Source organism: Zestomonas carbonaria (assembly GCF_904061905.1).
Lineage (GTDB): Bacteria > Pseudomonadota > Gammaproteobacteria > Pseudomonadales > Pseudomonadaceae > Aquipseudomonas > Aquipseudomonas carbonaria.
Window position 1 is genome coordinate 159,577 of record NZ_CAJFCI010000076.1, and the last position, 25,972, is coordinate 185,548.

The 25,972-nt window shown below is 65.5% G+C and carries 26 protein-coding genes; 6 read left to right on the top strand and 20 right to left on the bottom strand.

Annotated elements, in window-relative coordinates:
- Positions 1 to 3: 3 nt before the first annotated feature.
- Positions 4 to 1,581, bottom strand: a complete 1,578-nt coding sequence (gene bcsG, locus PSEWESI4_RS19715) for a cellulose biosynthesis protein BcsG (protein WP_210768861.1) — start codon at positions 1,579 to 1,581, stop codon at positions 4 to 6.
- A 209-nt stretch (positions 1,582 to 1,790) separates the two neighbouring features.
- Positions 1,791 to 2,069 (bottom strand): hypothetical protein, encoded by a 279-nt coding sequence (locus PSEWESI4_RS19720; RefSeq protein ID WP_187672923.1) that lies wholly within the window; start codon positions 2,067 to 2,069, stop codon positions 1,791 to 1,793.
- Between the two features lie 163 nt (positions 2,070 to 2,232).
- Here PSEWESI4_RS19720 and PSEWESI4_RS19725 point away from each other — a divergent pair, with 163 nt between their 5' ends.
- A complete protein-coding gene (locus PSEWESI4_RS19725; RefSeq protein WP_187672924.1) occupies positions 2,233 to 3,282 on the top strand; it encodes a patatin-like phospholipase family protein in 1,050 nt (349 codons plus the stop codon).
- 74 nt (positions 3,283 to 3,356) lie between these two features.
- Here the strand turns inward: PSEWESI4_RS19725 and PSEWESI4_RS19730 are convergent, their stop codons facing one another.
- The 10 genes from PSEWESI4_RS19730 to PSEWESI4_RS19775 form a co-directional block, all read right to left on the bottom strand.
- Positions 3,357 to 4,448, bottom strand: coding sequence for an AI-2E family transporter (locus PSEWESI4_RS19730; protein ID WP_235978973.1), 1,092 nt, complete (start codon positions 4,446 to 4,448; stop codon positions 3,357 to 3,359).
- A 95-nt stretch (positions 4,449 to 4,543) separates the two neighbouring features.
- Positions 4,544 to 5,344: a DUF4892 domain-containing protein gene (locus tag PSEWESI4_RS19735; protein ID WP_187672925.1), complete on the bottom strand. Its 801-nt coding sequence runs from the start codon at positions 5,342 to 5,344 to the stop codon at positions 4,544 to 4,546.
- Between the two features lie 8 nt (positions 5,345 to 5,352).
- Positions 5,353 to 6,015 (bottom strand): glutathione S-transferase family protein, encoded by a 663-nt coding sequence (locus tag PSEWESI4_RS19740; protein ID WP_187672926.1) that lies wholly within the window; start codon positions 6,013 to 6,015, stop codon positions 5,353 to 5,355.
- Between the two features lie 51 nt (positions 6,016 to 6,066).
- Positions 6,067 to 6,930 (bottom strand): alpha/beta fold hydrolase, encoded by an 864-nt coding sequence (locus PSEWESI4_RS19745; RefSeq protein WP_187672927.1) that lies wholly within the window; start codon positions 6,928 to 6,930, stop codon positions 6,067 to 6,069.
- Positions 6,927 to 7,718, bottom strand: coding sequence for an alpha/beta fold hydrolase (locus tag PSEWESI4_RS19750; protein ID WP_187672953.1), 792 nt, complete (start codon positions 7,716 to 7,718; stop codon positions 6,927 to 6,929). Before PSEWESI4_RS19750 ends, PSEWESI4_RS19745 begins: the two co-directional genes overlap by 4 nt.
- 104 nt (positions 7,719 to 7,822) lie before the next feature.
- Positions 7,823 to 8,266, bottom strand: coding sequence for a hotdog fold thioesterase (locus PSEWESI4_RS19755; RefSeq protein ID WP_187672928.1), 444 nt, complete (start codon positions 8,264 to 8,266; stop codon positions 7,823 to 7,825).
- A 9-nt stretch (positions 8,267 to 8,275) separates the two neighbouring features.
- Entirely contained in the window at positions 8,276 to 9,943 is a 1,668-nt protein-coding gene (locus tag PSEWESI4_RS19760) for an AMP-binding protein (protein WP_187672929.1), read from the bottom strand.
- A 151-nt stretch (positions 9,944 to 10,094) separates the two neighbouring features.
- Positions 10,095 to 10,553: a phosphohistidine phosphatase SixA gene (gene sixA / locus PSEWESI4_RS19765; protein WP_187672930.1), complete on the bottom strand. Its 459-nt coding sequence runs from the start codon at positions 10,551 to 10,553 to the stop codon at positions 10,095 to 10,097.
- On the bottom strand, positions 10,550 to 10,894 hold the full coding sequence (locus PSEWESI4_RS19770; protein ID WP_187672931.1) for a DUF4389 domain-containing protein: 345 nt from the start codon (positions 10,892 to 10,894) through the stop codon (positions 10,550 to 10,552). Before PSEWESI4_RS19770 ends, sixA begins: the two co-directional genes overlap by 4 nt.
- Positions 10,895 to 10,904: 10 nt before the next feature.
- Complete coding sequence (locus PSEWESI4_RS19775; protein WP_187672932.1) at positions 10,905 to 11,927, bottom strand: NAD(P)H-dependent glycerol-3-phosphate dehydrogenase; 1,023 nt, start codon at positions 11,925 to 11,927, stop codon at positions 10,905 to 10,907.
- A gap of 305 nt (positions 11,928 to 12,232) precedes the next feature.
- Between PSEWESI4_RS19775 and PSEWESI4_RS19780 the strand changes: the two genes are divergently transcribed.
- The 3 genes from PSEWESI4_RS19780 (at position 12,233) to fabB (ending at position 16,068) form a co-directional block, all read left to right on the top strand.
- A complete protein-coding gene (locus PSEWESI4_RS19780; protein ID WP_187672933.1) occupies positions 12,233 to 14,116 on the top strand; it encodes a response regulator in 1,884 nt (627 codons plus the stop codon).
- A gap of 204 nt (positions 14,117 to 14,320) precedes the next feature.
- Positions 14,321 to 14,836: a 3-hydroxyacyl-[acyl-carrier-protein] dehydratase FabA gene (gene fabA, locus PSEWESI4_RS19785; RefSeq protein ID WP_187672934.1), complete on the top strand. Its 516-nt coding sequence runs from the start codon at positions 14,321 to 14,323 to the stop codon at positions 14,834 to 14,836.
- A gap of 11 nt (positions 14,837 to 14,847) precedes the next feature.
- Complete coding sequence (gene fabB / locus PSEWESI4_RS19790; protein WP_187672935.1) at positions 14,848 to 16,068, top strand: beta-ketoacyl-ACP synthase I; 1,221 nt, start codon at positions 14,848 to 14,850, stop codon at positions 16,066 to 16,068.
- A gap of 52 nt (positions 16,069 to 16,120) precedes the next feature.
- Here fabB and mddA read toward each other — a convergent pair whose 3' ends face one another.
- The 6 genes from mddA to PSEWESI4_RS19820 all read right to left on the bottom strand — a co-directional run bounded on the left by mddA (position 16,121) and on the right by PSEWESI4_RS19820 (position 22,755).
- Positions 16,121 to 16,888: a methanethiol S-methyltransferase gene (mddA, locus tag PSEWESI4_RS19795; protein ID WP_187672936.1), complete on the bottom strand. Its 768-nt coding sequence runs from the start codon at positions 16,886 to 16,888 to the stop codon at positions 16,121 to 16,123.
- A 169-nt stretch (positions 16,889 to 17,057) separates the two neighbouring features.
- Positions 17,058 to 19,853 (bottom strand): hybrid sensor histidine kinase/response regulator, encoded by a 2,796-nt coding sequence (locus PSEWESI4_RS19800; protein ID WP_187672937.1) that lies wholly within the window; start codon positions 19,851 to 19,853, stop codon positions 17,058 to 17,060.
- A 106-nt stretch (positions 19,854 to 19,959) separates the two neighbouring features.
- Positions 19,960 to 20,673, bottom strand: a complete 714-nt coding sequence (locus tag PSEWESI4_RS19805) for a response regulator (protein ID WP_187672938.1) — start codon at positions 20,671 to 20,673, stop codon at positions 19,960 to 19,962.
- Between the two features lie 87 nt (positions 20,674 to 20,760).
- Positions 20,761 to 21,570: an OmpA family protein gene (locus PSEWESI4_RS19810; RefSeq protein ID WP_187672939.1), complete on the bottom strand. Its 810-nt coding sequence runs from the start codon at positions 21,568 to 21,570 to the stop codon at positions 20,761 to 20,763.
- Positions 21,567 to 21,893: a DUF4398 domain-containing protein gene (locus PSEWESI4_RS19815; RefSeq protein WP_408004326.1), complete on the bottom strand. Its 327-nt coding sequence runs from the start codon at positions 21,891 to 21,893 to the stop codon at positions 21,567 to 21,569. The genes PSEWESI4_RS19810 and PSEWESI4_RS19815 overlap by 4 nt, the downstream gene beginning before the upstream one ends.
- A gap of 40 nt (positions 21,894 to 21,933) precedes the next feature.
- A complete protein-coding gene (locus PSEWESI4_RS19820) occupies positions 21,934 to 22,755 on the bottom strand; it encodes a substrate-binding periplasmic protein (RefSeq protein ID WP_187672940.1) in 822 nt (273 codons plus the stop codon).
- Positions 22,756 to 22,870: 115 nt separating this feature from the next.
- On the opposite strand from PSEWESI4_RS19820, the gene PSEWESI4_RS19825 reads away from it, so the two are divergent.
- Positions 22,871 to 23,803: an alpha/beta fold hydrolase gene (locus PSEWESI4_RS19825; protein ID WP_187672941.1), complete on the top strand. Its 933-nt coding sequence runs from the start codon at positions 22,871 to 22,873 to the stop codon at positions 23,801 to 23,803.
- A 58-nt stretch (positions 23,804 to 23,861) separates the two neighbouring features.
- Here PSEWESI4_RS19825 and PSEWESI4_RS19830 read toward each other — a convergent pair whose 3' ends face one another.
- Together PSEWESI4_RS19830 and PSEWESI4_RS19835 are read right to left on the bottom strand one after the other, a co-directional pair.
- Positions 23,862 to 24,794, bottom strand: a complete 933-nt coding sequence (locus tag PSEWESI4_RS19830) for an electron transfer flavoprotein subunit alpha/FixB family protein (protein ID WP_187672942.1) — start codon at positions 24,792 to 24,794, stop codon at positions 23,862 to 23,864.
- Position 24,795: 1 nt separating this feature from the next.
- Complete coding sequence (locus PSEWESI4_RS19835) at positions 24,796 to 25,545, bottom strand: electron transfer flavoprotein subunit beta/FixA family protein (protein ID WP_187672943.1); 750 nt, start codon at positions 25,543 to 25,545, stop codon at positions 24,796 to 24,798.
- A gap of 319 nt (positions 25,546 to 25,864) precedes the next feature.
- On the opposite strand from PSEWESI4_RS19835, the gene PSEWESI4_RS19840 reads away from it, so the two are divergent.
- On the top strand, positions 25,865 to 25,972 hold a 108-nt coding region (locus tag PSEWESI4_RS19840), incomplete at its 3' end, for an NAD(P)-binding protein (RefSeq protein ID WP_187672944.1).

Below are 25,972 nucleotides of genomic sequence, written 5' to 3' on the forward strand. Positions count from 1 at the left end.
GGCTCAACGCTGCGGGTACTTGATCCAACTGCGATCCTCCATCCGCAGGTAGTGCTCCCCCTGGACCTGCATCATCACGCTGCCCTCGTTCTCCGCCACGACCATGTCCAGTTTCGGCAGGTCGCGGAACGCGGCGGCCAGGTCGAAGTCGGCGGAGGCATAGGCCTTGCCGTCGACCAGCCGGGCGATCAACTCGGACAGGGCCTGATAGCTGCTGGGGGCGTCGATGCGCAGCGGCGTCTCGGGCAGGCGCGCCTTGGCGTTGATCAGCTTGACCCCAGCGGGAATCCGCGTCACCGACGGACTGGGTATCTCGCGCATGCCGCGCACCTGCATCCGGTCGCCGCGCAGGGCCGCGCCATGCTCGGAGACGATGACCAGCAGCACCGGCCGGCCGGAGGCCTGCAACAGGTCGATGAAGCGTTCGAGATCGTCGAGCAACTGCTCCAGGGAAGTCCGGTAATCGGCGCTGACCGTCTTGCCCGTGGCCTTGTCCACCAGGCGGTTGCCGTCGTGCAGGGTGATGGAGTTGTAGAACAGCGCCTCACGCGGCGATGCATCGGCGAGCCGCTGCTTCCACCAGTGGTCAAGCACTTCCAGGTCGCGATAGATGGGCGAGCCGTCGAACCCGGTCAGGGTCGGCCGCAGGCTCCTGGACAGGCTGTTCGGGGCCTGCACGCCAGCGTCGCGCAACAGCCCCAGCAGGTTGTCGAACTGCCCGGTGTGGTTCAGCAGCAGCGCCTCCTCGAACCCCAGCCGCTTGAGGTTCTCGAACAACAGGCATTCCTTGGCGACGGAGTTGTAGAGATCGGCGTTGGACGACTGCCCGCAACTGGCCCGCAACACACGCAGCACGGCCGGGCCGCTGTAGGTGGCGGCGGAGTTGAAGTTGTCGAACAGGACATCCATCCGCCCCCACAGGGGATGCTGGGTCAGCCCCACTTCCTCCAGGTCGTCCCAGGCCATGGAACAGATGTTCAGCAGCAGCACATCCACCGGCGGCACATCCGCCCCGAGGCTCTGCGGGAATACCGTGACCTGCCGCCGCTGCCCGCCATAGAAATCCTCCAGGCGGTCGTTCAGGAAGGCATCGGAAATCTCCACCGGAGTAGCGCCCGGCGTTTCCTGGCGCACCACCGCGGCCGCTTCCGGCGCCACGGCCTGGGGCCGCGAAAACAGTTGCTGGTCGCCGATCACCAGCACGGCGACCAGGGCTGCCACGGTGAAGCTGGTGATCCGCAGCCACTGGCTGAGGAACAGGTAGCCGACCAGCAGGATCAGCCCGACGGCGACCCAGGTCGGGTTGATGAACCGCCCCACCAGCTCCAGCAGGTAATGCGCGCTGAACTGCGACACCAGGGACGATTGGTCGAGCAGCCGACTGAACGGCGGCAACCAACTGTCGTAGTAGTAGAGAGCAATCCCAAGCGGAATCGCGACCACATGGCGCAGGCGATGCAGCCACAGCGGTGGCAGGGGCATGAGCAGGAATGCGGCGAACGCCAGGTTTTCCAGCGCATGGAAATCGAGCTGGCCGTACCACAGCAGGACGAACTTGGTGATGAAATAGAAATTCCACAAGCCAAGGCCCCGCCAGATGCTCAATGCTCTTGGCGGGCTCAGAGCATCACTCTCCCGCATGCTCCCTCCCCGGCCCGTCATCGGGCTCTATCCCAGGCATGGCCCCGCGCGGCCATCGCTCCAAGCATTGCCCATCAGGAGGAAAATACAACCGGCTCTTGTAGGGTGCGCCACGGCACACCCTACAAGAGCGTCAGTGCCGGCATAGGCTAGCGCCCGGCGCGCGACTCGCGGATATAGAAACGCGCCCGCTCGGACTTCGCCGTGCAACCTTCGTAGCTCTCGAACTGCTGCTGGGTCTTCGCCGCGGTGAGCAGCGACAGTGCTTTGGAATAACTGACCGTACCGGCGAAGCCCTCGGCCTTGGCAATATCCAGCTCCTTCCAGGCGGCGTCCAACTGGTTGGCACAGGTTTCGCGGTAGGCGGTCTTGCCTGCGCAACCGGCCAGCAGAAGAGCGAAAACAGGCAGGTAGATCAGGGCTTTCATGGGGGTATTGCTCCTTGGATGAGAGAACCGTTGCCAGTTAGGACAACGCGCCAACGAAAACGATTCCACGACGACTGGCCGGATTTTAGCCGCCCTGCGCCTTGGCGTGCCGCGAACGCGCGCGTATGTTCGAACAATGGCTGTGCTGGAAGGGGGAAGTGCCATGACAAGCAAGCGAGTAGCCCTGGTGCTGGGGTCGGGTGGCGCACGCGGTTACGCGCACATCGGCGTGATCGCCGAGCTGGAGGCACGCGGCTACGAGATCGGCTGCATCGCCGGGTGCTCGATGGGCGCGGTGGTCGGTGGCATCTACGCCGCCGGCAAGCTCGACGAATACCGCGCCTGGATCGAGAGCCTGGACTACCTCGACGTGCTGCGCCTGCTCGATGTCAGCTTCCGCCTCGGAGCCATCCGCGGCGAGAAGGTGTTCGGGCGGATTCGCGACATCGTCGGCGAGATCGATATCGAAGACCTCAACATCCCCTACACCGCGGTCGCCACCGACCTCACCAACCAGCAGGAAATCTGGTTCCAGGAAGGCTGCCTGCACCAGGCCATGCGCGCCTCGGCAGCCATCCCCAGCCTGTTCACCCCGGTGATCCAGGGCAACCGCATGCTGATCGACGGCGGCCTGCTCAACCCCCTGCCGATCGTGCCGGTGGTGTCCAGCCACTGCGACCTGATCGTCGCCGTCAACCTCAATGCCACCAACCAGAAGCAGTACCACCTGCCGGTAATCGAGCGCTCGCCGGCCCTCAAGGGACGCATCGACCAGTTGATGGCCTCGCTCAGCGCGCGCCTGCCCTTCCGCGCGCGCGGCAACGATCAGGAACAGGATGTGCTACTGCTCGAACGCAGCGCCGAGCTGCAGCCGCCAGAACCCAATCCCTGGCTCGAGGAATCGGCCTCGCCCCAGGCCCAGCAGCCCGCCGCCGCGCCGGAAAGCGAGGGCGCCCCGAAGTCGGCCGAAGGCTCGGTGGTGGTCAGCAGCATCGGGCCCGCCTCGCTGCTGGACCTGATCAACCAGAGCTTCGAGGTCATGCAGACCTCCCTCGCGCAATACAAGATCGCCGGCTACCCGCCGGACCTGGTGATCAACGTGCCGAAGAAGGTCTGTCGCTTCTTCGAGTTCTACAAGGCGCCGGAGCTGATCCAGTTGGGCCGGCAGATCGCCAGCGACACGCTGGACCGCTACGAGCAGGAGAACGGCTGAGGGCACTCCCCGCGCTGTTCATTGGTTCCCCGCGAACGCGGGAATCCAAAAAGAACGAAAGGATTCCTCCGCCGTCAGACCGGCGGCTTCTCCGTCACCCGCTCGCCCACCGTCTCCACGTTCTGTTGCTGCGCCGGATCGTGGGCGATCCAGTCGCCGACCAGGCTATAGGCCACCGCCAGCAGGGTCGGGCCGAGGAACAGGCCCATGAAGCCGAAGGCCACCAGGCCGCCGAACACCCCGAGCAGCACCACCACCAGCGGCAGGTTGCCGCCACGGCTGATCAGGTAGGGCTTCAGCACGTTGTCCACGCCACTGATGATGAACGTGCCCCAGATGGCGAGGAACACCGCGTAGCCATACTCACCCTGCCAGACCAGCCAGGCGGTGGCGGGAATCCAGATCAGCGGCGGGCCCATGGGGATCAGGCTCAGGGCGAAGGTCAGCAGGCCGAGCACCAGCGCCCCCGGCACGCCGGCGATCCAGAAACCGATCAGCGCCAGCAGCGCCTGCGCGGCGGCGGTGCCGATCACGCCGTTGACCACCCGCTGCACGGTGCCGGCCACCAGTTCCAGGTAATGGTCGGCGCGGTCGCCGATCAGCCGGTGCAGGCCGCTGTGCACCAGGGTCGCCATGCGCGGGCCGTCGCGATAGAAGAAGAACACCAGCACCAGGCTCAGGGCCAGTTCGAGCACTCCGGCGCCGATCTGCGCACTGCGCGCCAGCAACCAATTGCCGACCTGCCCCATGTAGGGCTTGAGGCTGTCGAAGAACTCCGCGCCCTGCTGGTCGATGGTGGCCCACAGCGCGACCAGCCGCTCGCCCACCAGGGGGATGTCGTCCAGCCAGGATGGCGCCGCTGGCAAGCCGCGCAATTGCAGGTCCTTGACCAGGTCCATGGCGTCGCGGATATGGTCGGCCAGGTTGAAGCCGAGCATCACCAGCGGCACCGCCACCAGCAGCATCCAGCCCAGGGTGAGGATAGTCGCCGCCGCCGTGACGTGGCCTTTCAGCGCGCGGGTCAACAACGGCATCAGCGGCCAACTGGCGAACGACAGCACGGCGGCCCAGAACAGCGCCGACCAGAACGGCGCCAGCACCCACAGGCTGGCGCCCAGCAACGCCAGCACCAGAATCTGCAGCAACAGGCGGTCGTTATTGGGCATGGGGGCACTCCTGGGATAGCGAAGAATTCGGTGAGACCGGGTCAGTGGCGCACAAGATGACCGACCCGGGTCTCGCTATCAAGGAGTGGAATGCTCTAGCGCAACAATTTGAGGCTCAGTCCCGGTGTCTCCTGACCGGCGTCCAGTTCCAGGCGCGCGGCGCGTACCCGGAGTTGCACCAAAGCCTCGCGCCAGGCCTCGGCATGGGCTCCGGACAAGCTGACCCGCAAGGTGCTGTCGAGGTTCAGGCTGCGCGCCAGCAGCTCGCTCCAGGCCGGCTGCGGCTCGCCATCGAGACGCGGCAAGGCCAGCTCGCCGGTGGCGCGCAACTGACGCAGCAGGGTTCCCGGGGTCGGCAGCAGATCGCCCAGCGGCTGCGCGGCCCGGACCTGCTCGACATGCAGGTAGGCGCGGCGATTGCCACGGGTGATGCCGTACAGCGCCAGCAGGCTGTCCTCGTCCAGGCGCATCAGCAGGTAGTCCTGCTGATCGTCCGGCCCGTACAGCGTGGCATTGCCGAACACCGCATTGGCCCACAGGCTGCTGGAGCCGCAGTCGCGCCCGTCGCACCAGTAGAGCAGCTCGGCGCCCTGCTCCTGCAAGGCCTTGCGGGTCGCCTCGAAGGCCTGCTCGCCCAGGTGCTCGCGAGGCAGTTGGTAGGTCACCGCGGTGAGCTGGCCCTGCACCTCGACCTGCTCCTCGTAGCGCACCTGGTTGCTGATCCGGCGAACCGGTCCCTGGGGATAGACGCGCTGCACATCGCCGACCTCGCGGAAGCCGACGATCCCCGCATTCGGGAAGCGCGGCACCTCGGGCAGATCCCTGCTACCCGGCAGATCGGCCGCCAGCGCGCTCATCATGCCGAAACAACCGGCCAGACATAGAGTCCATCGCATCGGCCGCTTCACTTCATCAGCATCGATTGGGCGGACGCGACAGCTTTCTCGTCCGGTTCGCGGCGTTCGGGCACCCGCAGGCCACGCTGCACCGCCGGGCGCGACTCGATGGCCGCCAGCCAGCGCTGCAAGTGTTCGAGACCGTCGATCGGCACCCCCGCCCACTCGTACAGGCGCACCCAGGGGAAGGTGGCGATGTCGGCGATGCTGTAGTCGCCGGCCAGGTATTCCGCCTCGCCCAGGCGGCCGTCGAGCACTTCGTAGAGGCGCCGGGTCTCGTGCTGGTAGCGGTCGATGGCCGGCTGCAGCTTCTCCGGGAAGTAGCGATAGAACACGTTGGCCTGGCCCTGCATCGGGCCGATGCCGCCCATCTGGAACATCAGCCACTGGATCACCCGCGAACGTCCCTTGACGTCCTGGGGCATCAGTTGGCCGGTCTTCTCGGCGAGGTAGATGAGGATGGCACCGGACTCGAACACGGCGAAGCCATCATTGTCGCGATCGACGATGGCCGGAATGCGGCCGTTGGGATTGATCCTGAGGAATGCCGGGGCTTTCTGCTCCTTCTTGTCGAAGCTCAGCGCGTGCACTTCGTAGGGCAGGCCTAGCTCCTCGAGGGCGATGGATACCTTGTGCCCGTTCGGCGTGGCGGCGGTGTACAGCTCGATCATCGTGATCTCCTTGGCAGTCCGTGTGCAGACTTGCCGTTCAGCCGCCCTGCGTCAAGTCGCCTGGAAGAAGCGATTGAAACAGTCTGCAACCGCCTGCGCGCCCTCCTCGTCTTCGAGGTGCAGATGATGACAGCCGGGAATCTCGGTGATCTCGATGGGCAAGTCCTTGAGCAACTCCTGGGCACCGGGAGTCTTCTTCATGATGCCCTGGCTGGCCAGCACCAGGCTCACCGGGCAGGTGATGCGGTGCACGAAAGCCAGCGCCTGCGGCAATGTCAGGCGGATCGGCGTGGGCAGCGTCAGGCGGTTGTCGGTGCGCCAGATGTAGCCTCCCGGCACCGGCATCACGCCGCGCTGGGCGAGCAGTTCGGAAGCCTCGCGGTTGACCGGGACCTTGCCCTTCATGCGCGCCTCGATGGCCTTCTCGAAGCTGTCGTGGACGCGCTTGCGCTTGCCGGCCAGGGCCCTTTGCGCCTCCAGCGCCTTGGCCAGCTCCAGCGGCGTGTCCTCGGGCTGGGCGGTCGGCGGGACGATCGCATCGATCAACGCCAGGCGCTCGACGCGCTGCGGCATGGTGCCGGCCAGCAGGGTCGAGACGATGGCGCCCATGGAGTGGCCGAGCAGCGAGAAGCGCTCCCAGCCGAACTGGTCGGCAACCTGGAGCAGGTCGTGGACGTTGTCCCAGATGGTATAGGCGGCGCCCGGCGGACGGTGATCGGAATAGCCGTGGCCGGCCAGGTCGACGGCGACGATGCGCAACTCGTGCAGCTTGGGGATCAGCCGCGCGAAGCTCATCGCGTTGTCCATCCAGCCGTGCACCGCCAGCACCGGCAGGCCATCCTCGGGACCGTGGATATGCGCCGCCAGTTCGATGTGCGGCAGGCTCAGGCGTACCTCCTCGACCGGCAGGGTCATGCCTGGCCCTGCCAGCGGGCGAACAGCCGCTTGAGCGTCTCGGCGGTGTCCTGCGGCCGCTCCAGCGGGAACATGTGGCCGCCCGGCAGGGTCAGGCATTCGCCGCGTGGCACCCGATTCACCAGGCGCACGTCCTGATTGCGCACCACCCGGCTGCGGTCGCCACGCACCACCGCCAGCGGCACCCGCAACTGCTGCGGCCGTCCGGGATTGTTGTGCGGCACGGTGCGATAGATGCTGATCTCGGTGGCCGGATCGAAGCGCAGGCGCAGTCCATCCCCGCTCGGCTGCAACGCATGGTGGACGTAGGCGTCCAGGCAGTCCGGGTCGAAATGGCGGAACAGCGTCTTGCCGGCGAAGTATTCGCGCGCCTCGGCCGGATCGTTGAAGGTCTCGCGGCGCCCCAGGGTCCGTCCGGCCGGGGTGAGCCGGTCGATGAGGCCGAAGCGCTTGGCAGTGCGGATCGCCAGCCGGGCGGCCAACGGCAGCATCGGCGAATCCAGCATCACCACGCCCCGGTACAGCTCCGGGCGACGCAACGCGGCGCGGTAATGCAGCACGCCGCCAAGCGAATGACCGACGCCCCACACCGGCGCATCCAGCCGTTCCAGGTGGTGGATCAGTTCCTCGACCAGCGCCTCCCAGTTATCGCCGACCGGAAAGCGCGGGTCGTGGCCGTGCCGGTCCAGATGGCGCACCTGGTAGTGCGGCGCGAGTGCGTCGAACAGCTTGCCGTAGGTGGCCGAGGGAAAGCCGTTGGCGTGGGCGAAGAAAACCGGTTGCGGCATGATCATGGTCTGCGGACGGGACATCGGGGGATTGTCCGGCAGGCAACGCCCGCCGGGCAATGACGCAACTGACGGCACTATGGCCAAAGACTATGGCTGGCGGCTCAGGCCTTGGGCGGTTCCTCCCCGAGCGGCACGATGGCCATGGTCAGCCGCGAGATGCAACTGGACTTGCCATCCTCGCCGCTCAGGCGAATATCCCAGACATGGGTGGTGCGCCCCAGGTGCACGGGCCGCGCCACCGCGGTGACCCGCCCGCTGCGCAGACCGCGCAGGTGATTGGCGTTCACCTCCAGGCCCACGCAGTAGTACTTGCGGCTGTCGATGCACAGGAAGCTGGCGGTGGAACCGAGGGTTTCCGCCAGCACCACGGACGCGCCGCCGTGCAGCAGGCCGTAGGGCTGGTGGGTGCGCCGGTCGACCACCATGCTGGCGGTGAGCGATTCGTCGTCGAACGACTCGAAGCGGATGTCCAACTGTTCGCCGATGGTATTGCGCAACGTGGCGTTGAGCTGCTCCAGGTCGGGTGTGGTGCGCCACAAGCTCATGATTTCTCCTCAATCGTGCCAGAGCACCGTCTCGCGACGGTCCAGCCAGGTCTGGAAATGCCCCTGGTAGGCGCTTTCCACCACGTTGCGCTTGATCTTCAGGGTCGGCGTCAGGAAGCCGTTCTCCACCGCCCAGATCTCCTTGAGCAACACCAGGGTGAGCAATCGCTCGTGCTTGTCGAGCGCCTTGTTCACCTCATCGAACAGGGTGCGGAAGCTGTTTTCCAGTTCCGAGGTGGTACCGTTCGCCGCCTCGCGACGACCGACCTCGGACAGCACGCACAGCGCCATCGGCTGCGGCAGGCTGTCGCCGACCACGCAAACCTGCTCGATCAGCGGATGCACCGCCAGGCGGTTCTCGATCGGCGCCGGCGCCACGTACTTGCCCTTGCTGGTCTTGAAGATCTCCTTGAGCCGTCCGGTCAGGCGCAGGTAGTTCTCGCTGTCCACCTCGCCCTTGTCGCCGGTGCGCAGGAAACCGTCGGCGGTGATGGCTTCGGCGGTCCGCTCCGGGTCCTTGTAGTAGCCCTGCATGGTCGCGCCGCTGCGCACCTGCACCTCGCCCTCCTCGCTGATGCGCACCTCCACGCCCGGGCTCGCCTGGCCGATCCAGCCGGTCTTGATCTTGCCCCGCCGGCAGAGGTGCGAATAGCCGCAATTCTCGGTCATGCCGTAGACCTCGAGCACGTCCAGACCCAGGCGCTGATACCAGCGCAGCAACGCCTCGGGCACCGGAGCGGCGCCGCACAGGGCCATGCGCAGCGCATCCAGGCCGAGCCCGGCGAGCACCTTGCGGCCAACGATGCGGCCGATGATCGGCAGCTTGAGGAGGAAATCCAGCTTCGCCGCCGGCATCTTCGCATACACGCCCATCTGGAACTTGGTCCAGATGCGTGGCACCCCGAACATCAGGGTCGGCCGCGCGCGCTTGAGGTCTTCCAGGAAGGTGTCCAGGCTCTCGGCGAAGAACACCGTCTGCCCGCCGTACAGCGAGCCCATCTCGACGAAGGCGCGCTCGGCCACGTGGCACAGCGGCAGATAGGAAATCAGCCGGTCGTCGTCGGTGGTCTCGAACAGTTTCAGGCCGTTCTCGGCGGCGAACGCGAAGTTGCCGAAGTTGTGCATCACGCCTTTCGGCGTGCCGGTGGTGCCGGAGGTGTAGATGATGGTGGCGAGCTGGTCCGCGGCGCCTGTCGGGGTGTCGCGGATCGGCGAGCAGGCCTGCAGGTCGCTCCACTGGTAGTCGAACCGTCCTTCGGGATGCAGCGGCAGCGCCACGGTCGGCACGCCGTCGGGCATGCCGGGCGCCATGGCCGGCCAGTCGTCCAGCTTGCCGACGAACACCAGCGCCGCCTCGGAGTGCTCGAGCACCTGGCGGGCGGATTCGGCGGTGAGATTGGGATACAGGGGCACCGAGACGTACCCGGCCATCCAGATCGCCAGGTCGGCGATGATCCAGTGCGCGCAGTTCTTGGAAATGATCGCGATACGGCTGCCCTGGGGCAGTTCGCGGGAACGCAGCCAGTTGGCGGCGCGCCGTGCCTGTTCGCCTACCTCGGCCCAGGTCAGTTCCTCGATACGGCCGCCACCCAGCGGCTGGACCATGTAGCGCTTATCGGGATGACGAGCTTCACGCTCGTAGAACACCTCAAGCGGCAAACGCATTGCATCAGCCACGACACCCTCCTAATTATTGTTATGGAGACAGTCAACCAAGCACTTGCTTGGGCGAATATTCCATGCACAAAACGGAGGTGCAAGCCGAGAAATGTTTCCGTGTGTAGTCGCACGGCGGGCTTCGGCGCCAGACGCCTGGCCCGCCCGGCGGTCAGCTCGGATGGACCAGCGCCAGCAGTTCCATCGCGCCGGCGGCGAACAGTTCGCCGTCGAACTCGGCGAGGCTGGCGGTACGCATCGGCAGCGGCTGGTCGCGGTGGCCGTGGAGCAGCATGCCGGCAAGATCGCCGATGAAAGGCTGGTGGCTGACCAGCAGCACTTCGCGGCCTTCATAGGCGTCGAGCTGGCGCAGCGCTTCGCGCGGGTCGCTGTCCGGGGTCAACCAGGGCACGGTGGTGATCGGCAGGTGCAGGCCGAGCACTTCACGCACCTGTTCGGCGGTCTGCTGGGCCCGCACATAGGGGCTTGCGAGGATCGCCTCCAGCGGGCGGCCGTCCAGTTGCGCGGCCGCCTGGCGGACTTCCTTGCGGCCGTGGCCAGTCAACTGGCGCACCGCGTCGGTGCGCGCCTGCGGCTCCGCTTCGCCGTGGCGCAGCAACCATAGCCTCATAGCTTGGGCTCTTCGTCGCGCACCGGGTGCTCGGCCGGCGGAATCGCGTGCGGCGCCTCGCCTTCCGGCTCACGCGGCACAGGCCAGTCGGAGAACGGCCAGGGCTTTTCCTCTGTGTTGAAGGTGCCGAAACGGCCGATCTGCGCCAGGTACTGACTGAGGCTGTCGCCAAACCCCAGCAACGTGGCGTTCGGCGCGCCATAGAACAGCCGGTAGCCCAGTTGCAGCAGCACCACGACGCCCAGCACCAGCTCGGCGACCTGCCAGACGATGACGAAGACCGCCATCCACAGGATGCGCAGCAGGATGGATTCGCGCTGCAGATCGTTGCTTTCGCTCATGAGAACTCTCCTAGAACCCCTGCGGGGAAATGAAATCCACGTCGGTCTTCGGCTCGCCACGCATCAACGCTTCGATCACCTGGGCCAACGTACGACCCTCGAACAGAATGGCATGCAAACCGGCGACCAACGGCATGTAGATCTGCAGCTCCTCGGCCTTGGCCTTGAGCACCTTGAGGGTGTTCACCCCTTCCGCCGTCTCGCCCAGGCGCGTCACCGCCTCCTCCAGGCTGCGGCCCTCGCCGAGGGCGAAGCCGACCTGGAAGTTACGGCTCTTCGGCGACGAACAGGTGACGATCAGGTCGCCGACGCCGGCAAGGCCCAGGAATGTCATCGGGTTGGCGCCGAGCTTGACGGCGAAGCGGGTCATCTCCGCCAGCGCCCGGGTGATCAGCATGCTCTTGGTGTTCTCGCCCATGCCCAGCGCGGCGGCCATGCCGGCGATGATCGCGTAGACGTTCTTCAGCGCACCGCCCAGTTCCACGCCGAAACGGTCGCCGCTGGCATAGACGCGGAAGGTGCGGCCGTGCAACACGGCCTGCACGTGGCGGCACAGTGCCTCATCCTCGCTGGCCACCACGGTGGCGGTCAGCGCGTGCTCGGCGATCTCGCGAGCCAGGTTGGGGCCGGACAGCACGCCGATGTGCGCCTGCGGGGCGATATCCTCGAGAATCTGGCTCATCAGCTTGAAGCTCTGCGCCTCGATGCCCTTGGTCAGGCTGACCAGTCGCTTGCCGGCCAGTTGCCCGGCGTAGGGCTGCAGCGCCGCGCGCAGGGCGCTGGACGGCAGGGCGACGAAGATCAGCTCGCTGCCCGCCAGGGTCTCGGCCAGGTCGGTGACCGGCTCGACGCCGGCATGCACCTTCACGCCCTTGAGATAGCGCGGGCTCTCCCGGGTCGTCCGTATCGCCTCGGCCTGCTCGGCATCGCGCATCCACAGGCGCACCTGCTGTCCGTTCTCCGCCAGCAGGTTGGAGATCGCCGTGCCGAAACTGCCGCCGCCGAGGACGGCAATGGGTTGCTGCTCTGTCATAAGAAATCCGTCGTGAGCCATCCGCATGGCGATTGCCGGCATTATACGGAGCGGTCGGTGACCGGCCAGTGTTTGCCCGCACGTACAGAAGCTATTGATAATCTTGCACAATTCACGCCGGGCGGCGCTGACGATAGAGTATGACCGACATGGCGGGGCGACTCGCCGCCAATCCTCGACACTGCATTTCCCCGAGCCCGGAACTAGAGTTCTAGCATGTCAGCACTCCCCACGGACGATTTGTCACGAGGCCACAGGATGCGCCGCTCCCTGCCGCCGCGCCGACCGACACGAGAATCCCGGCCATGAAGCTGCGCCATGGCTGGGACATCCACACCCGTACCCAACTGGTCAGCCTCGGCCCGGCGCTGCTGCTGACCCTGCTGCTGACCGCCTTCTTCATCTTCGCCCGCCTCCAGGACTTGCGCCAGGAGCTGAACCACACCGGCCAGTTGATCGCCAACCAGCTCGCCCCCGCCACCGAATACGGGGTGATCAACGGCAACCAGCAGGTGCTCAACAACCTGCTCAAGGCCACGCAGGACACGCCGCACGTGCGTTTCCTGGAGGTGCGCGACCGGGAGGACAGCATCCTCGCCTACGTCGAGCGCCCCACCGACCAGCCCGCCACCCAGGTGGAAATCTTCCATGCGCCCATCTACCGGCAGCGCGTCGGGCCGCTGCCATACAACCTCGAGCGCCTGGACAGCCCCGAGGACTACCTCGGCCGCGTAGTGGTCGGCATGTCCAACGACGCGTTCAGCAGCCGCCAGCAGGAAATCCTCCTGAAGGCCGCCCTGCTCGTCATGCTCGCCCTGGTGATCACCTTCCTGGTCGCACGCCGCCTGGCGCGCCGCCTTTCGCAACCGATCAGCGCCATGGGCAAGGCGGTGGAAGCAATCCAGTCGGGCGACTACAGCAGCCGGCTGCCGACCAGCGACGAAGGTGAACTGGGCGACCTCGCGCGGCACATCAACAACCTCGCCAGCGCCCTGGACCAGGCCAGTCGCGAACAGCATCAGGCGATGACCCAACTGATCAACGCCCGCGAAGAGGCCGAGCAGGCCAACCGCATCAAGTCGGAGTTCCTGGCGATGATGAGTCACGAACTACGTACGCCCATGAACGGCGTGCTCGGCATGCTGCAACTGCTGGAAACTACCGAGATGACCCAGGAGCAGGCGGAATACGCGGCCCTGGCCACCGAGTCCACCGAGCACCTGCTCAAGGTGATCAACGACATCCTCGACTTCTCGCGCATCGAGCGCGGCGCCCTGGAGCTGGAGCAGATCCCCTTCAACCTGCTGGACCTGCTGCAGAGCTCGGTCCAGGTCTTCCAGCACAGCGCCCAGCAACGCGGCCTGGAACTACGCCTGGAAGCCCAGCCGGGCCTCGAACGGCTCGAAGTGCGCGGCGACCCGACGCGCATCCGGCAGATACTGGTCAACCTGCTCGGCAATGCGCTGAAGTTCACCGAAGAAGGCGGCATCCGCCTGGAAGCGCGCTGGCAGGTGCTGGACCACGAGGTGCTCTGGTTCAACTGCGCGGTGCACGACAGCGGCATCGGTATCCCGGCGGAACGCCTGGAAGGCATGTTCGACGCCTTCCAGCAGGCCGACAGCTCGATCTCCCGGCGCTACGGCGGCACCGGCCTCGGCCTGGCCATCGCCCGGACCCTGGCCGAACGCATGGGCGGCACCCTGCGCGCGGAAAGCCGCGAAGGTCATGGCTCGGTATTCGCCCTCGAAATACCCATGCCCTTCCGCGAGAAGAGTGCCGAGGTGAAACAGCGCCAGACCGAGACCAGCGCCCCGAGCAGCGGCCAGGAGGTGCTCCTGGTGGAAGACAACCCGGTCAACCAGACCGTCATCGAAGCAATGCTGCGCAGCCTCGGCTACCAGGTCAGCCTGGTGACCGACGGCGCCCAGGCGGTGCACAGCGCCTCCCAGAAACATTTTGCCGCGATTCTCATGGACTGCCGCCTGCCGGTCATGGACGGCTACGAAGCGACCCGGAAAATCCGCGAACTGGACGAACAGGCCGGGCCGCCGATCATCGCCCTGACCGCCAACGCCTTGCAGGGAGACCGCGAGGCCTGCCTGCAAGCCGGCATGAACGACTACCTGGCCAAACCCTTCAAGCGCGCCGACCTGCAACGCGTCCTGCAACGCTGGCTGCCCCCGGCATGAAGTTGGGAATTGTCGCCGCGATACGCCGCCCTTCGGCAGATGCTCCCCCATCCTGCCGCTCCATGGTGTACAACTGTGCTCGGTGCACTGTGACTTTCACCAACAGGCAACAGTCTATGACTAGGCTGACGAAGCGCCGTGGGTGCGTCGCAGCCCTGGGATCCGCCCCCCTGTGACATGGACAGGGATCATTGAGGAGTTCGCATGACCAAACAAACCGCCTTTACCCGGGAAGACCTGTTGCGCTGCAGCCGCGGCGAACTCTTTGGTCCGGGAAACGCGCAACTGCCGGCCCCCAACATGCTGATGGTGGATCGCATCACTCACATCAGCGAAGTCGGCGGCAAGTACGGCAAAGGTGAGTTGGTCGCCGAGCTGGATATCAATCCCGACCTGTGGTTCTTCGCCTGCCACTTCGAAGGCGACCCGGTGATGCCGGGCTGCCTCGGCCTCGACGCCATGTGGCAACTGGTCGGCTTCTTCCTCGGCTGGCAGGGCAATCCCGGCCGCGGCCGCGCCCTGGGCTCCGGCGAAGTGAAATTCTTCGGCCAGGTCCTGCCGACCGCCAAGAAAGTCACCTACAACATTCATATCAAGCGCACCATCAACCGCTCGCTGATCCTCGCCATCGCCGACGGCAGCGTCAGCGTCGATGGCCGCGAAATCTACAGTGCCGAGGGCTTGCGCGTCGGCCTGTTCACCTCCACTGACAATTTCTAAGGGTTATCCGCATGCGTCGCGTCGTGATTACCGGCCTGGGTATCGTCTCCTGCCTGGGCAATGACAAAGACACCGTCTCCGCCAACCTGCGCGCCGGGCGCGCCGGTATCCGCTTCAACCCGTCCTATGCCGAGATGGGCCTGCGCAGCCAGGTCTCCGGCTCGGTCGACCTGAATCTGGAAGAGCTGATCGACCGCAAGGTCTACCGCTTCATGGGTGACGCGGCGGCCTACGCCTACCTGGCCATGGAACAGGCGATCAAGGATTCCGGTCTGAGCGAGGAGCAAGTCTCCAACCCGCGCACCGGCCTGATCGCTGGTTCCGGCGGCGCCTCCACCGTCAACCAGATGGAAGCTATCGACACCCTGCGCGAAAAAGGCGTCAAGCGTATCGGCCCATACCGCGTGACCCGCACCATGGGCAGCACCGTGTCGGCCTGCCTGGCCACGCCGTTCCGGATCAAGGGCGTCAACTTCTCCATTTCCTCGGCCTGTGCTACCAGCGCGCACTGCATCGGCCAAGCCATGGAGCAGATCCAGCTCGGCAAGCAGGACGTGGTGTTCGCCGGCGGCGGCGAAGAAGAACACTGGAGCCAGAGCTGCCTGTTCGATGCCATGGGCGCCCTCTCCACCCAGTACAACGAAACCCCGGAAAAGGCCTCGCGCGCCTACGACGCCAAGCGTGACGGCTTCGTCATCGCCGGCGGTGGCGGCATGGTGGTGGTCGAGGAACTGGAGCACGCCCTCAAGCGCGGCGCCAAGATCTATGCCGAAATCATCGGTTATGGCGCCACCTCCGATGGCTACGACATGGTCGCCCCGAGCGGCGAAGGCGCGATCCGCTGCATGCAGCAGGCGCTGTCCACCGTCGACACGCCGATCGACTACCTGAACACCCACGGCACCTCCACTCCGGTGGGTGATGTGGCGGAAATCGGCGCCGTTCGAGAAGTATTCGGCGACAAAGCACCGAAGATCAGCTCGACCAAGAGTCTGTCCGGCCACTCCCTGGGCGCCGCCGGCGTGCAGGAAGCCATCTACTGCCTGCTGATGCAGGAAGGCAACTTCCTCGCCGGCTCGGCCAACATCGACGAGTTGGATCCGGAGGTCGCCGATCTGCCGATCCTGCGCGCCACCGAGGAAAACGCCAAGGTCGACGTGGTGATGAGCAACAGCTTCGGCTTCGGTGGTACCAACGCCACCCTGGTCCTGAAGCGCTGGACCGGCCAGTAAGCTGATCCGGACAGGAAAAGGGCGTCTTCGGGCGCCTTTTTCGTTTGCGGCCTCAGGCCGCCGTCTCGTCGTTTCGCAGCGACTTGTCGCTCCGGCCGAAACGCGGCGCCAGCATCGGTACCTCGCGGCGATAATCGGCATACTCCGGGTGCATGACCTGCAAATCGCGCTCCTCCAACTGGATGGCGGAGAGGATATAGGTCGTCATCAGCAGCGCGAACAGCGCGTGGGTCATGGTCATGTCGGGGGTCGCCCAGAAGGCGATGAACCAGCCGACATACAAGGGATGACGCACGATGCGATAGGCCCCCGGGGTCTTGAACGGCAACGGCCGATAAGGCCGGCCAAGCAGTTGCAGCCACACCTGGCGCAGCCCGAACAGGTCGAAGTGGTTGATCAGGAAGGTGCTGTACAGCACCAGCAACCAGCCACTGGCGAACACCGCGTACAGCAACCCACGAATGAGGGGATGCTCCGCCGACCAGAACACGCCCCCTACCGGTTGCCAGAAGACCATCAGCAGGAGCAGGGCCAGGCTGGAAAACAGCACATAGGTGCTGCGCTCGGCCTCTACCGGAACCCAGCGGGTCCACCAGCGCTTGAACGCCGGCCGTGCCATCAGGCTGTGCTGCACGGCGAACATCGCCAGCAGCAGGATATCGATGCCCAGCGCCTCCAGTGGCAGCAGGCGGGGAACTCCATCGAGGCTGGCCGGCAGGAGCGGGAAATTGCCGACGAAGGCGATGAGGCACAGGAAGGTGGCCAGGAAGATCGCATAGCTGGTCAGGCCGTAGAGGAAGATGGAAATTCGCTTGAACATGTTCGGCTCCTCGGCAAACAGGCGACCGTATGACCCGGCCCGGCCGGCCGCCGCGCGAATCAGGCAGAGTGAGGGGGCTATTGGCGCGGCTTTCCGCTGCCAGGGGCAGGTTATGGCCGGCATGTATCGCCGGCATGTCCGCAAACGCGCAGATTGTTTCAGGAGTGCATCATGACTCTGGCCTGGCCAGGTGCCGGCGCAGCAGGCGATGCAACTGAGCCTGGTCCAGTGGCTTGCGCAGCATGGCCTTGAGCCCTTCCGCCTGGACCTGGGCCTCGCTGAGCTGATCGCTGAAGCCGCTGTACAGCACGATCGGCAGGTCGGCACGCAGGGCCAGTAAACGGCGAGCCAGTTGCAGCCCGGTCAGGCGCGGCATGCACTGGTCGAGAATGACGAAATCCCAGGCGAAGGGATCGGCGCAGAGCACCCCGCCGGCCTGTTCGGCATCGTCGAAGCAGCGAACCTGCAAGCCCCAGCCAGACAGGCGATCGGCCATGAACTCAGAGACCAGCCCCTCGTCGTCGACCACCGCCACCCTCCCCTGCAGGCGCACCGACTGCGCAGCCGCCTCCTGCTCGGCCGGGTTGTCCGGACAGGGCGTGTCCTCCGCCAGCGCCGGAAGGAAGACCTGGAAGGTGCTGCCCATGCCCTCTCGCGAATCGACCAGGATATGCCCGGCATATTCGTGCACGATACCGTGCACCAGCGACAGCCCCATCCCGCTGCCCTGCCTGCTGGCCTTGGTCGTGAAGAATGGCTCGAACATGTGCTCGCGCACCGCCGCCGCGATGCCCGGACCGCTGTCGCTGACGCTGAGCACCAGGTAGCGCCCGGAGAACACCTGCTGGCAGGACGCACAGCGGCATTGGCTCGGCTGCTGGGCCTGCAGCGTCACCCGCAGGCGACCGACGCCGGACATGGCATCGCGGGCGTTGATGCACAGGTTCATCAGCACCTGCTCCAACTGCACCGGGTCGACCAGCGCGGGCGGCAGGTCGGGTGCCAGGCGGGTCTCGATCTCCACGCTGGCCGGCAGACTGGATTCCACCAGGCGGATGAACCCGCCGACCCGCTCGCTCAGATTGACGGCCCGGGGCTGGACACGGCTGCCCCGGCTGAAGGTGAGCATCTGCTGGATCAGGTCCCGGGCCTTTTCCGCCGCCCGTTGCACGCGGGTCAGATAGTGGCCCAGGCGCTCGTCGGGCAACTGCTCGGCCAGCTCCTCAGCCATGACCGTGTAGCCGAGCATACCGGTGAGCAGGTTGTTGAAGTCATGGGCGATCCCTCCGCTGAGGTGCCCGATCGCCTCCATCCGCTGCGCCTGGCGCAACTGCTGGGCCAGCGCCGCGCGCTGTGCCTCGGCTTCCTTGAGTTCGGTGATATCGCGCAGGTAGCCGATGAACTGCGGTCCTTGCGGTCCCTCCACCGCGGTCACCGCCAGCTCGGCGGGAAATTCCTGGCCATTCGCCCGGCAGGCCTCGATCTCCACTCGCCGACCGAGGAACGGCCCTCCATGCAGGTAGCGCTGAAAGCCGAGCTGATGGGCCTCCTGGTTGCGCGCCGGGATGATCAGCTCGACCAGCGACCGGCCGATGGCCTGCTCCCGCGTGTAGCCGAAACAGTGCTCGGCCGCCGGGTTGAAGGCCTGGATACGCCCCTCGCCGTCCATGCTGATGATGCAGTCCAGCGCCGTGCTGACGATCGCCCGGTACTGCTGCTCGCTGGCGCGCAGCGCCTGCTCCGCCTCCTTGCGCTGGGTGATTTCACGGGTGATGGCGAGAATCCGCTCCACCCCGCCGATGGTCGCGCGCTTGAGCACCACTTCGTCCCAGTGCAGGCTGCCGTCGCGGTTGCGCCGGTGCCATTCGAAACGCTGCGGCCCCAGGTCTCGCGCCCGGGCCAGCCAACCGGCGGCATCCTCGCCGGTATAGGGCCGGTAGCCCGCACTGAGGTCGTCGATGGTCAGACCGAGCATCTCCGCATAGCTGTAGCCATAGGCCTGGCAGGCCTTGGGATTGACGTCCACCAGCACACCGCTGTGCAGGTCCTGGACGAAGATGGCGTCCTCGGAACTGTCGAAGATTTCCCGGTAGCTGACTTCCGCGTCGGAGCGTTCGATCTCGGCCGCCGCGCGCACGGAAAACACCTTGAGCAGCGCCTCGGTCAGCCCGTAGTCGTCCAGCATGCCGCGACTGGCTGCCGCGATCAGTCCTATCGGCCGGCCATCGCTGGCGAACAGCGGGTAGCCGGCATAGCTGTCGAGCCCGAACTCGTTGAGAAAACGGTCCTCGGGGAACCGCTCGCAAGCGCCTTCCGGGATCAGGTGGAAACCCTTGCCGACCACCTTCTCACAAGGCGTACCGTCCAGCTCGTAGCTGATATTCTCGCGCAACCGGCCATGGGCATACACCGCGAGGGTGTCCAGGCATTGCCGGACGGGGTCCTGCAAGCGGGCGACGAAAGTGATGTCGGCATTCAGCGAATAGGCCAGGTAGCGGGCGATCTCCTCGAACACCGCCGCCCCGCTGGCGGCGGAAACGCCCAGGGCGATGTGCTGCAACGCCTCCTCCAGGCGCTTGCGCGCGCTGATATCGGTGGACATCCCGCACACCGCGACGACCCGCCCGGCGCTATCGAACAGCGGGAACTTGTTCGACAGGTAGGTACGCGTGCCGCTCCCCAGTTGCACCTGCTCCTCGAACTCTAGCGCCTTCCCGAGCTCCACGACGCGCAGGTCGTTGGCCCGCAGGGCATCGGCCACCTCCGGCGGGAACAGTTCGTAGTCGGTGCGCCCGAGCGCTTCGTCAGCACTCAGTCCGAACAATGCCTCGAACGCCGGGTTGACCAGTTGCAGGCGTCCATCGAGGTCCTTCACGTAGATCACCGCGCTACTGCCGTCGACGATCTGCCGCAGTTGGTGCTCCACTGCGCTGGCGACCACGGCTCGTGGCATAGGCTGGCTCATGCTGGGGCCTCCGCAGGGGTCCGGAATCCACGCTGAGTATAGAGACGTGCCCAGCGTGCCCCGAGGCCGGACAACAGGACTGAAACAATTGAAACAAAAGTGCCGTTCAGGACGGCACGAACATGTAGCCGACGCCCCGCACGGTGCGGATCAGTTGCGGCTTGTCCGGATCAGGCTCGAGCTTGCGGCGCAGCCGCGCGATGCGGATGTCGATGGAACGGTCGAAGGGATTCCAGTCGCGCTGCTGGGTGAGGTTGAGCAACTGGTCGCGCGACAGCGGGCGGTTCGGCCGCTGCACGAACACCTGCAACAGTTCGAACTCCATCGCGGTCAAGGGAATCTCGACGCCATCGGCATCGAACAACTGGTGGCGCTGCAGGTCGAGGCGGCATCGACCAAGCATCTGTTGCTGCTCGTCCCCATCGCCGGTGGCGCCCTCCCCCCCCTGTCGCTGGTAACGGCGCAGCACCGTCTTCAGCCGGGCCAGCAGTTCGCGGGGGTCGAAGGGTTTGGCCAGATAGTCGTCGGCACCCACTTCCAGGCCGACGATACGGTCCAGCGGCGTGCCCGCACCGGAAATCATGATCACCGGCAGGTCGTGATGCTCACGCAGGAAACGCGCGAGACTCAGGCCATCCTCGCCCGGCAGGCCGACATCCAGCAGCACGACATCCGGCACCTGCTGCGCCAGTTGCGCACGCATCTGCTGGCTGTCGGCAGCCACGGTCACCTGATAGCCATGACCGCCGAGATAATCCTGCAGCAACTGGCGGACCTCGGCATCGTCGTCGACGGCCAGGATCCTGATCGGAGCGGGCATGCCCTCATCTCTCCATCCACCCGGATTGAGGGACTATACCGCCGGGCCAGCCCGGCCGGTACCACCTGTCGCTGCCAGACGACGGGATCAGCGCCCGGCGCCCAAACGGCCCTGCTCGTCGGAAAAGACGATCTCGACACGGCGGTTCTGTGCACGGCCACGATTGGACGCGTTGTCCGCGATCGGGAAGTCCTGGCCGTAGCCTTCGACCTGGATGCGCTTGCCATCGATGCCGAGATCGGTCAGCGCATCGGCCACGGCCTGCGCCCGCGCACGCGACAACGCCAGGTTGTCCTGCCGGTCGCCCGTGCTGTCGGTGTAGCCCTCGATGCGCACGATGCGCTGGGGATTGAGCTGGAGGAACTGGACCAGCTTGAGGACGGTCCGGTTGGCCGCTGGCTTCAGGTCCGCTTCTCCGGCATCGAACAGCACGTCGCCCAGGGTCATCACCAGCCCACGGTTGCCGTCGCTGGTGGCCAGGCTGACGATCTGCTCCTCCAGCCACTTGCCCTGCTGCTGCACGCTGAGCAGCTTGGCTTCGCGCAGCGCCAGTTGCAGGCGGTCGCGCTCCAGGTCCAGCTTGGCGCGCCGCTCCTCGTTGAGCTTGAGTTCGGTGTGCTGGATGGCGATCTCGCTGTAGCGCTGGCTCAGGTAGGCGTAGTGATCGACGTCACTGCCGCTGCCCCAGTAGCTGGACAGGCGGTCGGCGCGGGCCAGCGACTCGCCGGCACGGATGACATCCTTGGGCGCCACGCGCAGCACGTCCGGGTCCTCCTTGACCTTCTGGAAGGTCGTGCGGGCCGCCTCCAGCGCTTCGCCATTGTTCGACTGGCTGGCACAGCCACCCAGCAGTCCCAGGGTCAGCAAAAGACCGACGAGGCCGATATCCCTCCTCACTGCATATCCCCCAGTTGCTTGCGCAGGCGCGTGATCCGCGCATTCAGCTCGGCGAGCTGTTCCTCGCTTTTCCGGGTCAGCACCCGTGCCTCGGCCAGGCGCGCATCCAGTTCCGCCTGTTCGGCCAGGACGCGCGCCCGCTTGTAGTCTTCTTCGCCCATGTTCTTCTGGGCCCTGGCCAGCTTCTGCTCGGCCAGTTGCATTTCCCCGATCTCGTCGGTCGCACCGATCGCCCTGGCCTGCTCCACAGCCTGCTCGGTCAGGCGCATCTGCTCGTTCGGCACGGGATCGTTGGCGCAGCCGACCAGGGCCAGCAAGGCCAGGCCGGTTACCAATATGCGTTTGTCGCTCACCTGAGAATTCCTACTGATTCGGTACCGTGGAGGGCTGCAACTGCTGTTGCTTCCAGCGCTCTAGGTTGCGCTGCAGGATGGCTTCAGGCACCCCTGCGGCGTCCAATTCTGTCATTTTTTTCGCCAACTGTCCGCGCAGCCACGGGTCATTGCAGGCGGAGTTGTGGGACAGGGTGAGGTACAACCCCTCGCTGGAAATCGGCGGTTCGAGCGCCTCGATATCGCCGAGCAGACCCAGACTGTCGGCCAAGGCCACCCCGGGATAGCGCTCGTAGAGCACGTAGTCGGTGCGTCCGAGCATGAGCTTCTGGAATGCCTGGGTCAGGGTCGGCACCGACTCCAGGGTCAGGTTGGCCTTGGCGAAGGCGTCGAACTGCTGGCCATGGCTGTTGTTCACCAGGTTGCCGCCAAGGCGGCCCCGCAGGTCGTCCCACCCCGCATAGTGGAAGACCCTGTCCTTGTGCACCCAGACCACGCTGGGCGTGTCGAAGAACGCCGGATGGACGTAGTCCATGTGCTCCAGGCGCGACAGCGTCAGGAAAGCCCCTGCGATCAGGTCGACGCGCCCGGTGCGCACTTCGTCCTGGGCCCGCGACCAGGGGCCGGTGTAGATCACATCGATCTGCAGCTTGAGCGCCTTGCCGATCTCCTGGAGCAGGTCGGTATTCGCGCCGATCAGTTTGTCCGGGCTCAGCGGATCGCGCCAGAGATATGGCGGGTACTCCGGATTGCCGGTGGCCACCAGCCGCTCGCATTTACCGGCCGCTCCCGCCAGGGCTGGCAGCAGCCCCAGGCCAATCAGTAACCAACGCAGGAAAGAACGATCTCGCATCAGTGTTTCTCTGCTGAATATGTCGATGAGCCAGCATGCGTTCATTCGCAGGGCACAGACTTCATGCTAGGTTAACGGAATCATAATAACTATTAACGATAAAGGCCTGCCCCGCATGAAGAAGCTGCTTTCCTCCCTGGTAGCCATCATAGTCCTGGCGGCCTCGGCACTGTATTTCTCCCCTGCCACCCTGCTGGCCAGCATCCGCTTCATCGATCGCCAGGCGGCCGGCCTCTCCGAACAACGCCAGGAAGTGGCCGGACTCAGCATCCACTACTACGAAGGCGGCCCGCGCGACGGGCAGACCATCATGCTCGTGCATGGCTTCGGCGCCAACAAGGACAACTGGCCGCGCTTCGCCAAGCACCTGACCGACCGCTATCGCGTCATCGCCGTGGACCTCCCCGGCTTCGGAGACAGCAGCAAACCCAATGCCAGCTACGATGTCGGCAGCCAGGTGGAGCGGCTCGCCGCGTTCACCAAATCGCTCGGCATCGACAGGCTGCACCTGGTCGGCAACTCCATGGGTGGGCATATCAGCGCCCTTTACGCCGCCCGCTATCCCGATCAGGTGCTGACGGTGGCGCTCTTCGACAATGCCGGCGTCACCTCTCCCAGGCCAAGCGAACTGATACAACGCCTGGAACGCGGCGAGCCGAACCCTCTGATCGTGGACGAACCCGGGGATTTCGATCAGCTCCTGGAGTTCGTCTTCGTCGATCCGCCGGCCCTGCCGGAAAAAGCCAAGGAGTACCTCGCCGAGCGTGCCATCACCAGCAGTTCGAACAACCGCAGGATCTTCCAGCAACTGCTCGACCGCTACATCCCCCTGGAACCGGAGCTGCCGAAGATCCAGGCGCCCACGCTGCTGCTGTGGGGCGACCGGGACCGCCTGCTGGACGTATCCAGCATCGAGGTGATGAAGCCGCTCCTGCAGAAGCCGACCGTCGTGATCATGAAGAACTGTGGCCATGCCCCCATGCTCGAGCGCCCGCAGGAAACCGCCGAGCACTATCTCGCCTTCCTCGCCAGCCAGGCCACGCAATGAGGGGCAAAAAGAAACCCGCTCACTGAGCGGGTTTCTTCTGGATGGGAAAGCGAAGGTCTCAGACCAGCTTTTCCAGCTCCGGCACGACTTCGAACAGGTCGCCAACCAGGCCGTAGTCGGCCACCTGGAAGATCGGCGCCTCTTCGTCCTTGTTGATCGCGACGATCACCTTGGAGTCCTTCATGCCTGCCAGGTGCTGGATGGCACCGGAGATACCGACGGCGATGTACAGTTGCGGCGCGACGATCTTGCCGGTCTGGCCGACCTGCATGTCGTTCGGCACGAAGCCGGCGTCGACGGCGGCACGGGAAGCACCCACCGCGGCACCCAGCTTGTCGGCCAGGCTGTACAGCAGCTTGAAGTTGTCGCCGTTCTGCATGCCACGGCCACCGGACACCACGATCTTCGCGGCGGTCAGTTCCGGACGGTCGGACTTGGCCAGTTCTTCGCCCACGAAAGCGGACTTGCCGGCGTCGCCACCGACGCTGACCGCTTCAACGGCGGCCGAACCGCCTTCCGCCGCCACCGGGTCGAAACCGGTGGTCCGCACGGTGATCACCTTCACCGGCGCGCTGGACTGCACGGTGGCGATGGCGTTGCCGGCGTAGATCGGACGCTTGAAGGTATCGGCGCTCTCGACAGCGATGATCTCGGAGATCTGGTCGACGTCCAGCAGGGCAGCCACGCGCGGCAGGTAGTTCTTGCCGTTGGTGGTGGCCGGAGCCAGCACGTGGCTGTAACCACCCTTGGCCAGCTCCGCGATCAGCGGCGCGACGTTTTCCGGCAGTTGGTGGGCAAAGGCGGCGTTGTCGGCGACCAGCACCTTGTTCACACCGGAGACCTTGGCGGCGGCTTCAGCCACGGCGCCAACGCCTTGGCCAGCGACCAGCACGGCGATCTCACCGCCGATCTTCTGGGCGGCGGCAACAGTGTTGAGGGTGGCACCGGCCAGGACGCCGTTGTTGTGCTCAGCGATTACCAGGATTGCCATCTCAGATCACCTTCGCTTCGTTCTTCAGTTTCTCGACCAGTTCGGCCACCGACTTGACCTTGATGCCGGCGCTGCGGGCGGCCGGGGCCTCGACCTTGAGGGTCTTGACGCTGGAGGCGGTGGATACGCCCAGGGCGTCCGGGGTGACCACGTCGAGCGGCTTCTTCTTGGCCTTCATGATGTTCGGCAGCGAAGCGTAGCGCGGCTCGTTCAGGCGCAGGTCGGTGGTGACGATCGCCGGCAGGTTCAGCGCGACGGTCTGCAGGCCGCCGTCGATCTCGCGGGTGACGTTGACCTTGTCACCGGCCACTTCCACCTTGGAGGCGAAGGTACCCTGGGCGTAGCCGGTCAGCGCGGCGAGCATCTGGCCGGTCTGGTTGTTGTCGCTGTCGATCGCCTGCTTGCCAAGGATCACCAGTTGCGGCTGCTCCTTGTCGACCACGGCTTTCAGCAACTTGGCCACGGCCAGGGAGTTCAGCTCCTCGGCGCTTTCCACCAGGATCGCGCGATCGGCACCCAATGCCAGAGCGGTACGCAGCTGCTCCTGGGCGGCGTTCGGACCGACGGACACCACGACGATCTCGCTGGCGACACCCTTTTCCTTCAGACGCACCGCTTCTTCCACGGCAATTTCGCAGAAGGGGTTCATCGACATTTTTACGTTGGCCAGGTCAACGCCCGAGTTGTCCGCCTTGACGCGAACCTTGACGTTGTAGTCGACCACTCGCTTGACAGCTACAAGAACCTTCATGGATTCCTCGTTACTCTCCGGTGAATAAGAATGTCGCCAAGGGGGAGCCTGGCGGGTGATGCACGCCGGCCGGAACCGACGGTCAGCCCATGGAATGGCAAGCGCAAAACCGCCCGTATCTTGACCGCATCCCCCACCTCGGTCAATACGACAGAACCGCCACTCATGAGGCGTGGACGTCCGATTCTAGCAAGGCCCGGGGAAATTCAAACAAACGTTTGTATTGGAGCCGGCAAAGGCTGTGGATATAATGCCCGCGCATCGCTCCTGGAATGAGCCATCCCTCCAAATAGAAAGAAGCCTGAGTAGGAGATTGTCTGTGGAACGCGAATTTATGGAATTCGACGTCGTCATCGTCGGCGCCGGCCCGTCCGGCCTGTCCGCCGCCTGCCGACTGAAGCAGAAAGCCGCTGAAGCCGGCCAGGAG

Bases quoted from the DNA above. Each gene is read 5' to 3' on its own strand.
- PSEWESI4_RS19735 (WP_187672925.1), bottom strand. From the start codon at position 5,344: ATGCGATGGACTCTATGTCTGGCCGGTTGTTTCGGCATGATGAGCGCG.
- PSEWESI4_RS19820 (WP_187672940.1), bottom strand. From the start codon at position 22,755: ATGCGAGATCGTTCTTTCCTGCGTTGGTTACTGATTGGCCTGGGGCTG.
- PSEWESI4_RS19750 (WP_187672953.1), bottom strand. From the start codon at position 7,718: ATGCCGCAACCGGTTTTCTTCGCCCACGCCAACGGCTTTCCCTCGGCC.
- PSEWESI4_RS19755 (WP_187672928.1), bottom strand. From the start codon at position 8,266: ATGAGCTTGTGGCGCACCACACCCGACCTGGAGCAGCTCAACGCCACG.
- PSEWESI4_RS19730 (WP_235978973.1), bottom strand. From the start codon at position 4,448: ATGCCCAATAACGACCGCCTGTTGCTGCAGATTCTGGTGCTGGCGTTG.
- PSEWESI4_RS19720 (WP_187672923.1), bottom strand. From the start codon at position 2,069: ATGAAAGCCCTGATCTACCTGCCTGTTTTCGCTCTTCTGCTGGCCGGT.
- PSEWESI4_RS19770 (WP_187672931.1), bottom strand. From the start codon at position 10,894: ATGAGCGAAAGCAACGATCTGCAGCGCGAATCCATCCTGCTGCGCATC.
- PSEWESI4_RS19830 (WP_187672942.1), bottom strand. From the start codon at position 24,794: ATGGCAATCCTGGTAATCGCTGAGCACAACAACGGCGTCCTGGCCGGT.
- PSEWESI4_RS19780 (WP_187672933.1), top strand. From the start codon at position 12,233: ATGAAGCTGCGCCATGGCTGGGACATCCACACCCGTACCCAACTGGTC.
- PSEWESI4_RS19835 (WP_187672943.1), bottom strand. From the start codon at position 25,545: ATGAAGGTTCTTGTAGCTGTCAAGCGAGTGGTCGACTACAACGTCAAG.
- PSEWESI4_RS19800 (WP_187672937.1), bottom strand. From the start codon at position 19,853: ATGAGCCAGCCTATGCCACGAGCCGTGGTCGCCAGCGCAGTGGAGCAC.
- PSEWESI4_RS19775 (WP_187672932.1), bottom strand. From the start codon at position 11,927: ATGACAGAGCAGCAACCCATTGCCGTCCTCGGCGGCGGCAGTTTCGGC.
- sixA (WP_187672930.1), bottom strand. From the start codon at position 10,553: ATGAGGCTATGGTTGCTGCGCCACGGCGAAGCGGAGCCGCAGGCGCGC.
- mddA (WP_187672936.1), bottom strand. From the start codon at position 16,888: ATGTTCAAGCGAATTTCCATCTTCCTCTACGGCCTGACCAGCTATGCG.
- PSEWESI4_RS19740 (WP_187672926.1), bottom strand. From the start codon at position 6,015: ATGATCGAGCTGTACACCGCCGCCACGCCGAACGGGCACAAGGTATCC.
- PSEWESI4_RS19725 (WP_187672924.1), top strand. From the start codon at position 2,233: ATGACAAGCAAGCGAGTAGCCCTGGTGCTGGGGTCGGGTGGCGCACGC.
- fabA (WP_187672934.1), top strand. From the start codon at position 14,321: ATGACCAAACAAACCGCCTTTACCCGGGAAGACCTGTTGCGCTGCAGC.
- fabB (WP_187672935.1), top strand. From the start codon at position 14,848: ATGCGTCGCGTCGTGATTACCGGCCTGGGTATCGTCTCCTGCCTGGGC.
- PSEWESI4_RS19825 (WP_187672941.1), top strand. From the start codon at position 22,871: ATGAAGAAGCTGCTTTCCTCCCTGGTAGCCATCATAGTCCTGGCGGCC.
- PSEWESI4_RS19805 (WP_187672938.1), bottom strand. From the start codon at position 20,673: ATGCCCGCTCCGATCAGGATCCTGGCCGTCGACGACGATGCCGAGGTC.
- PSEWESI4_RS19745 (WP_187672927.1), bottom strand. From the start codon at position 6,930: ATGACCCTGCCGGTCGAGGAGGTACGCCTGAGCCTGCCGCACATCGAA.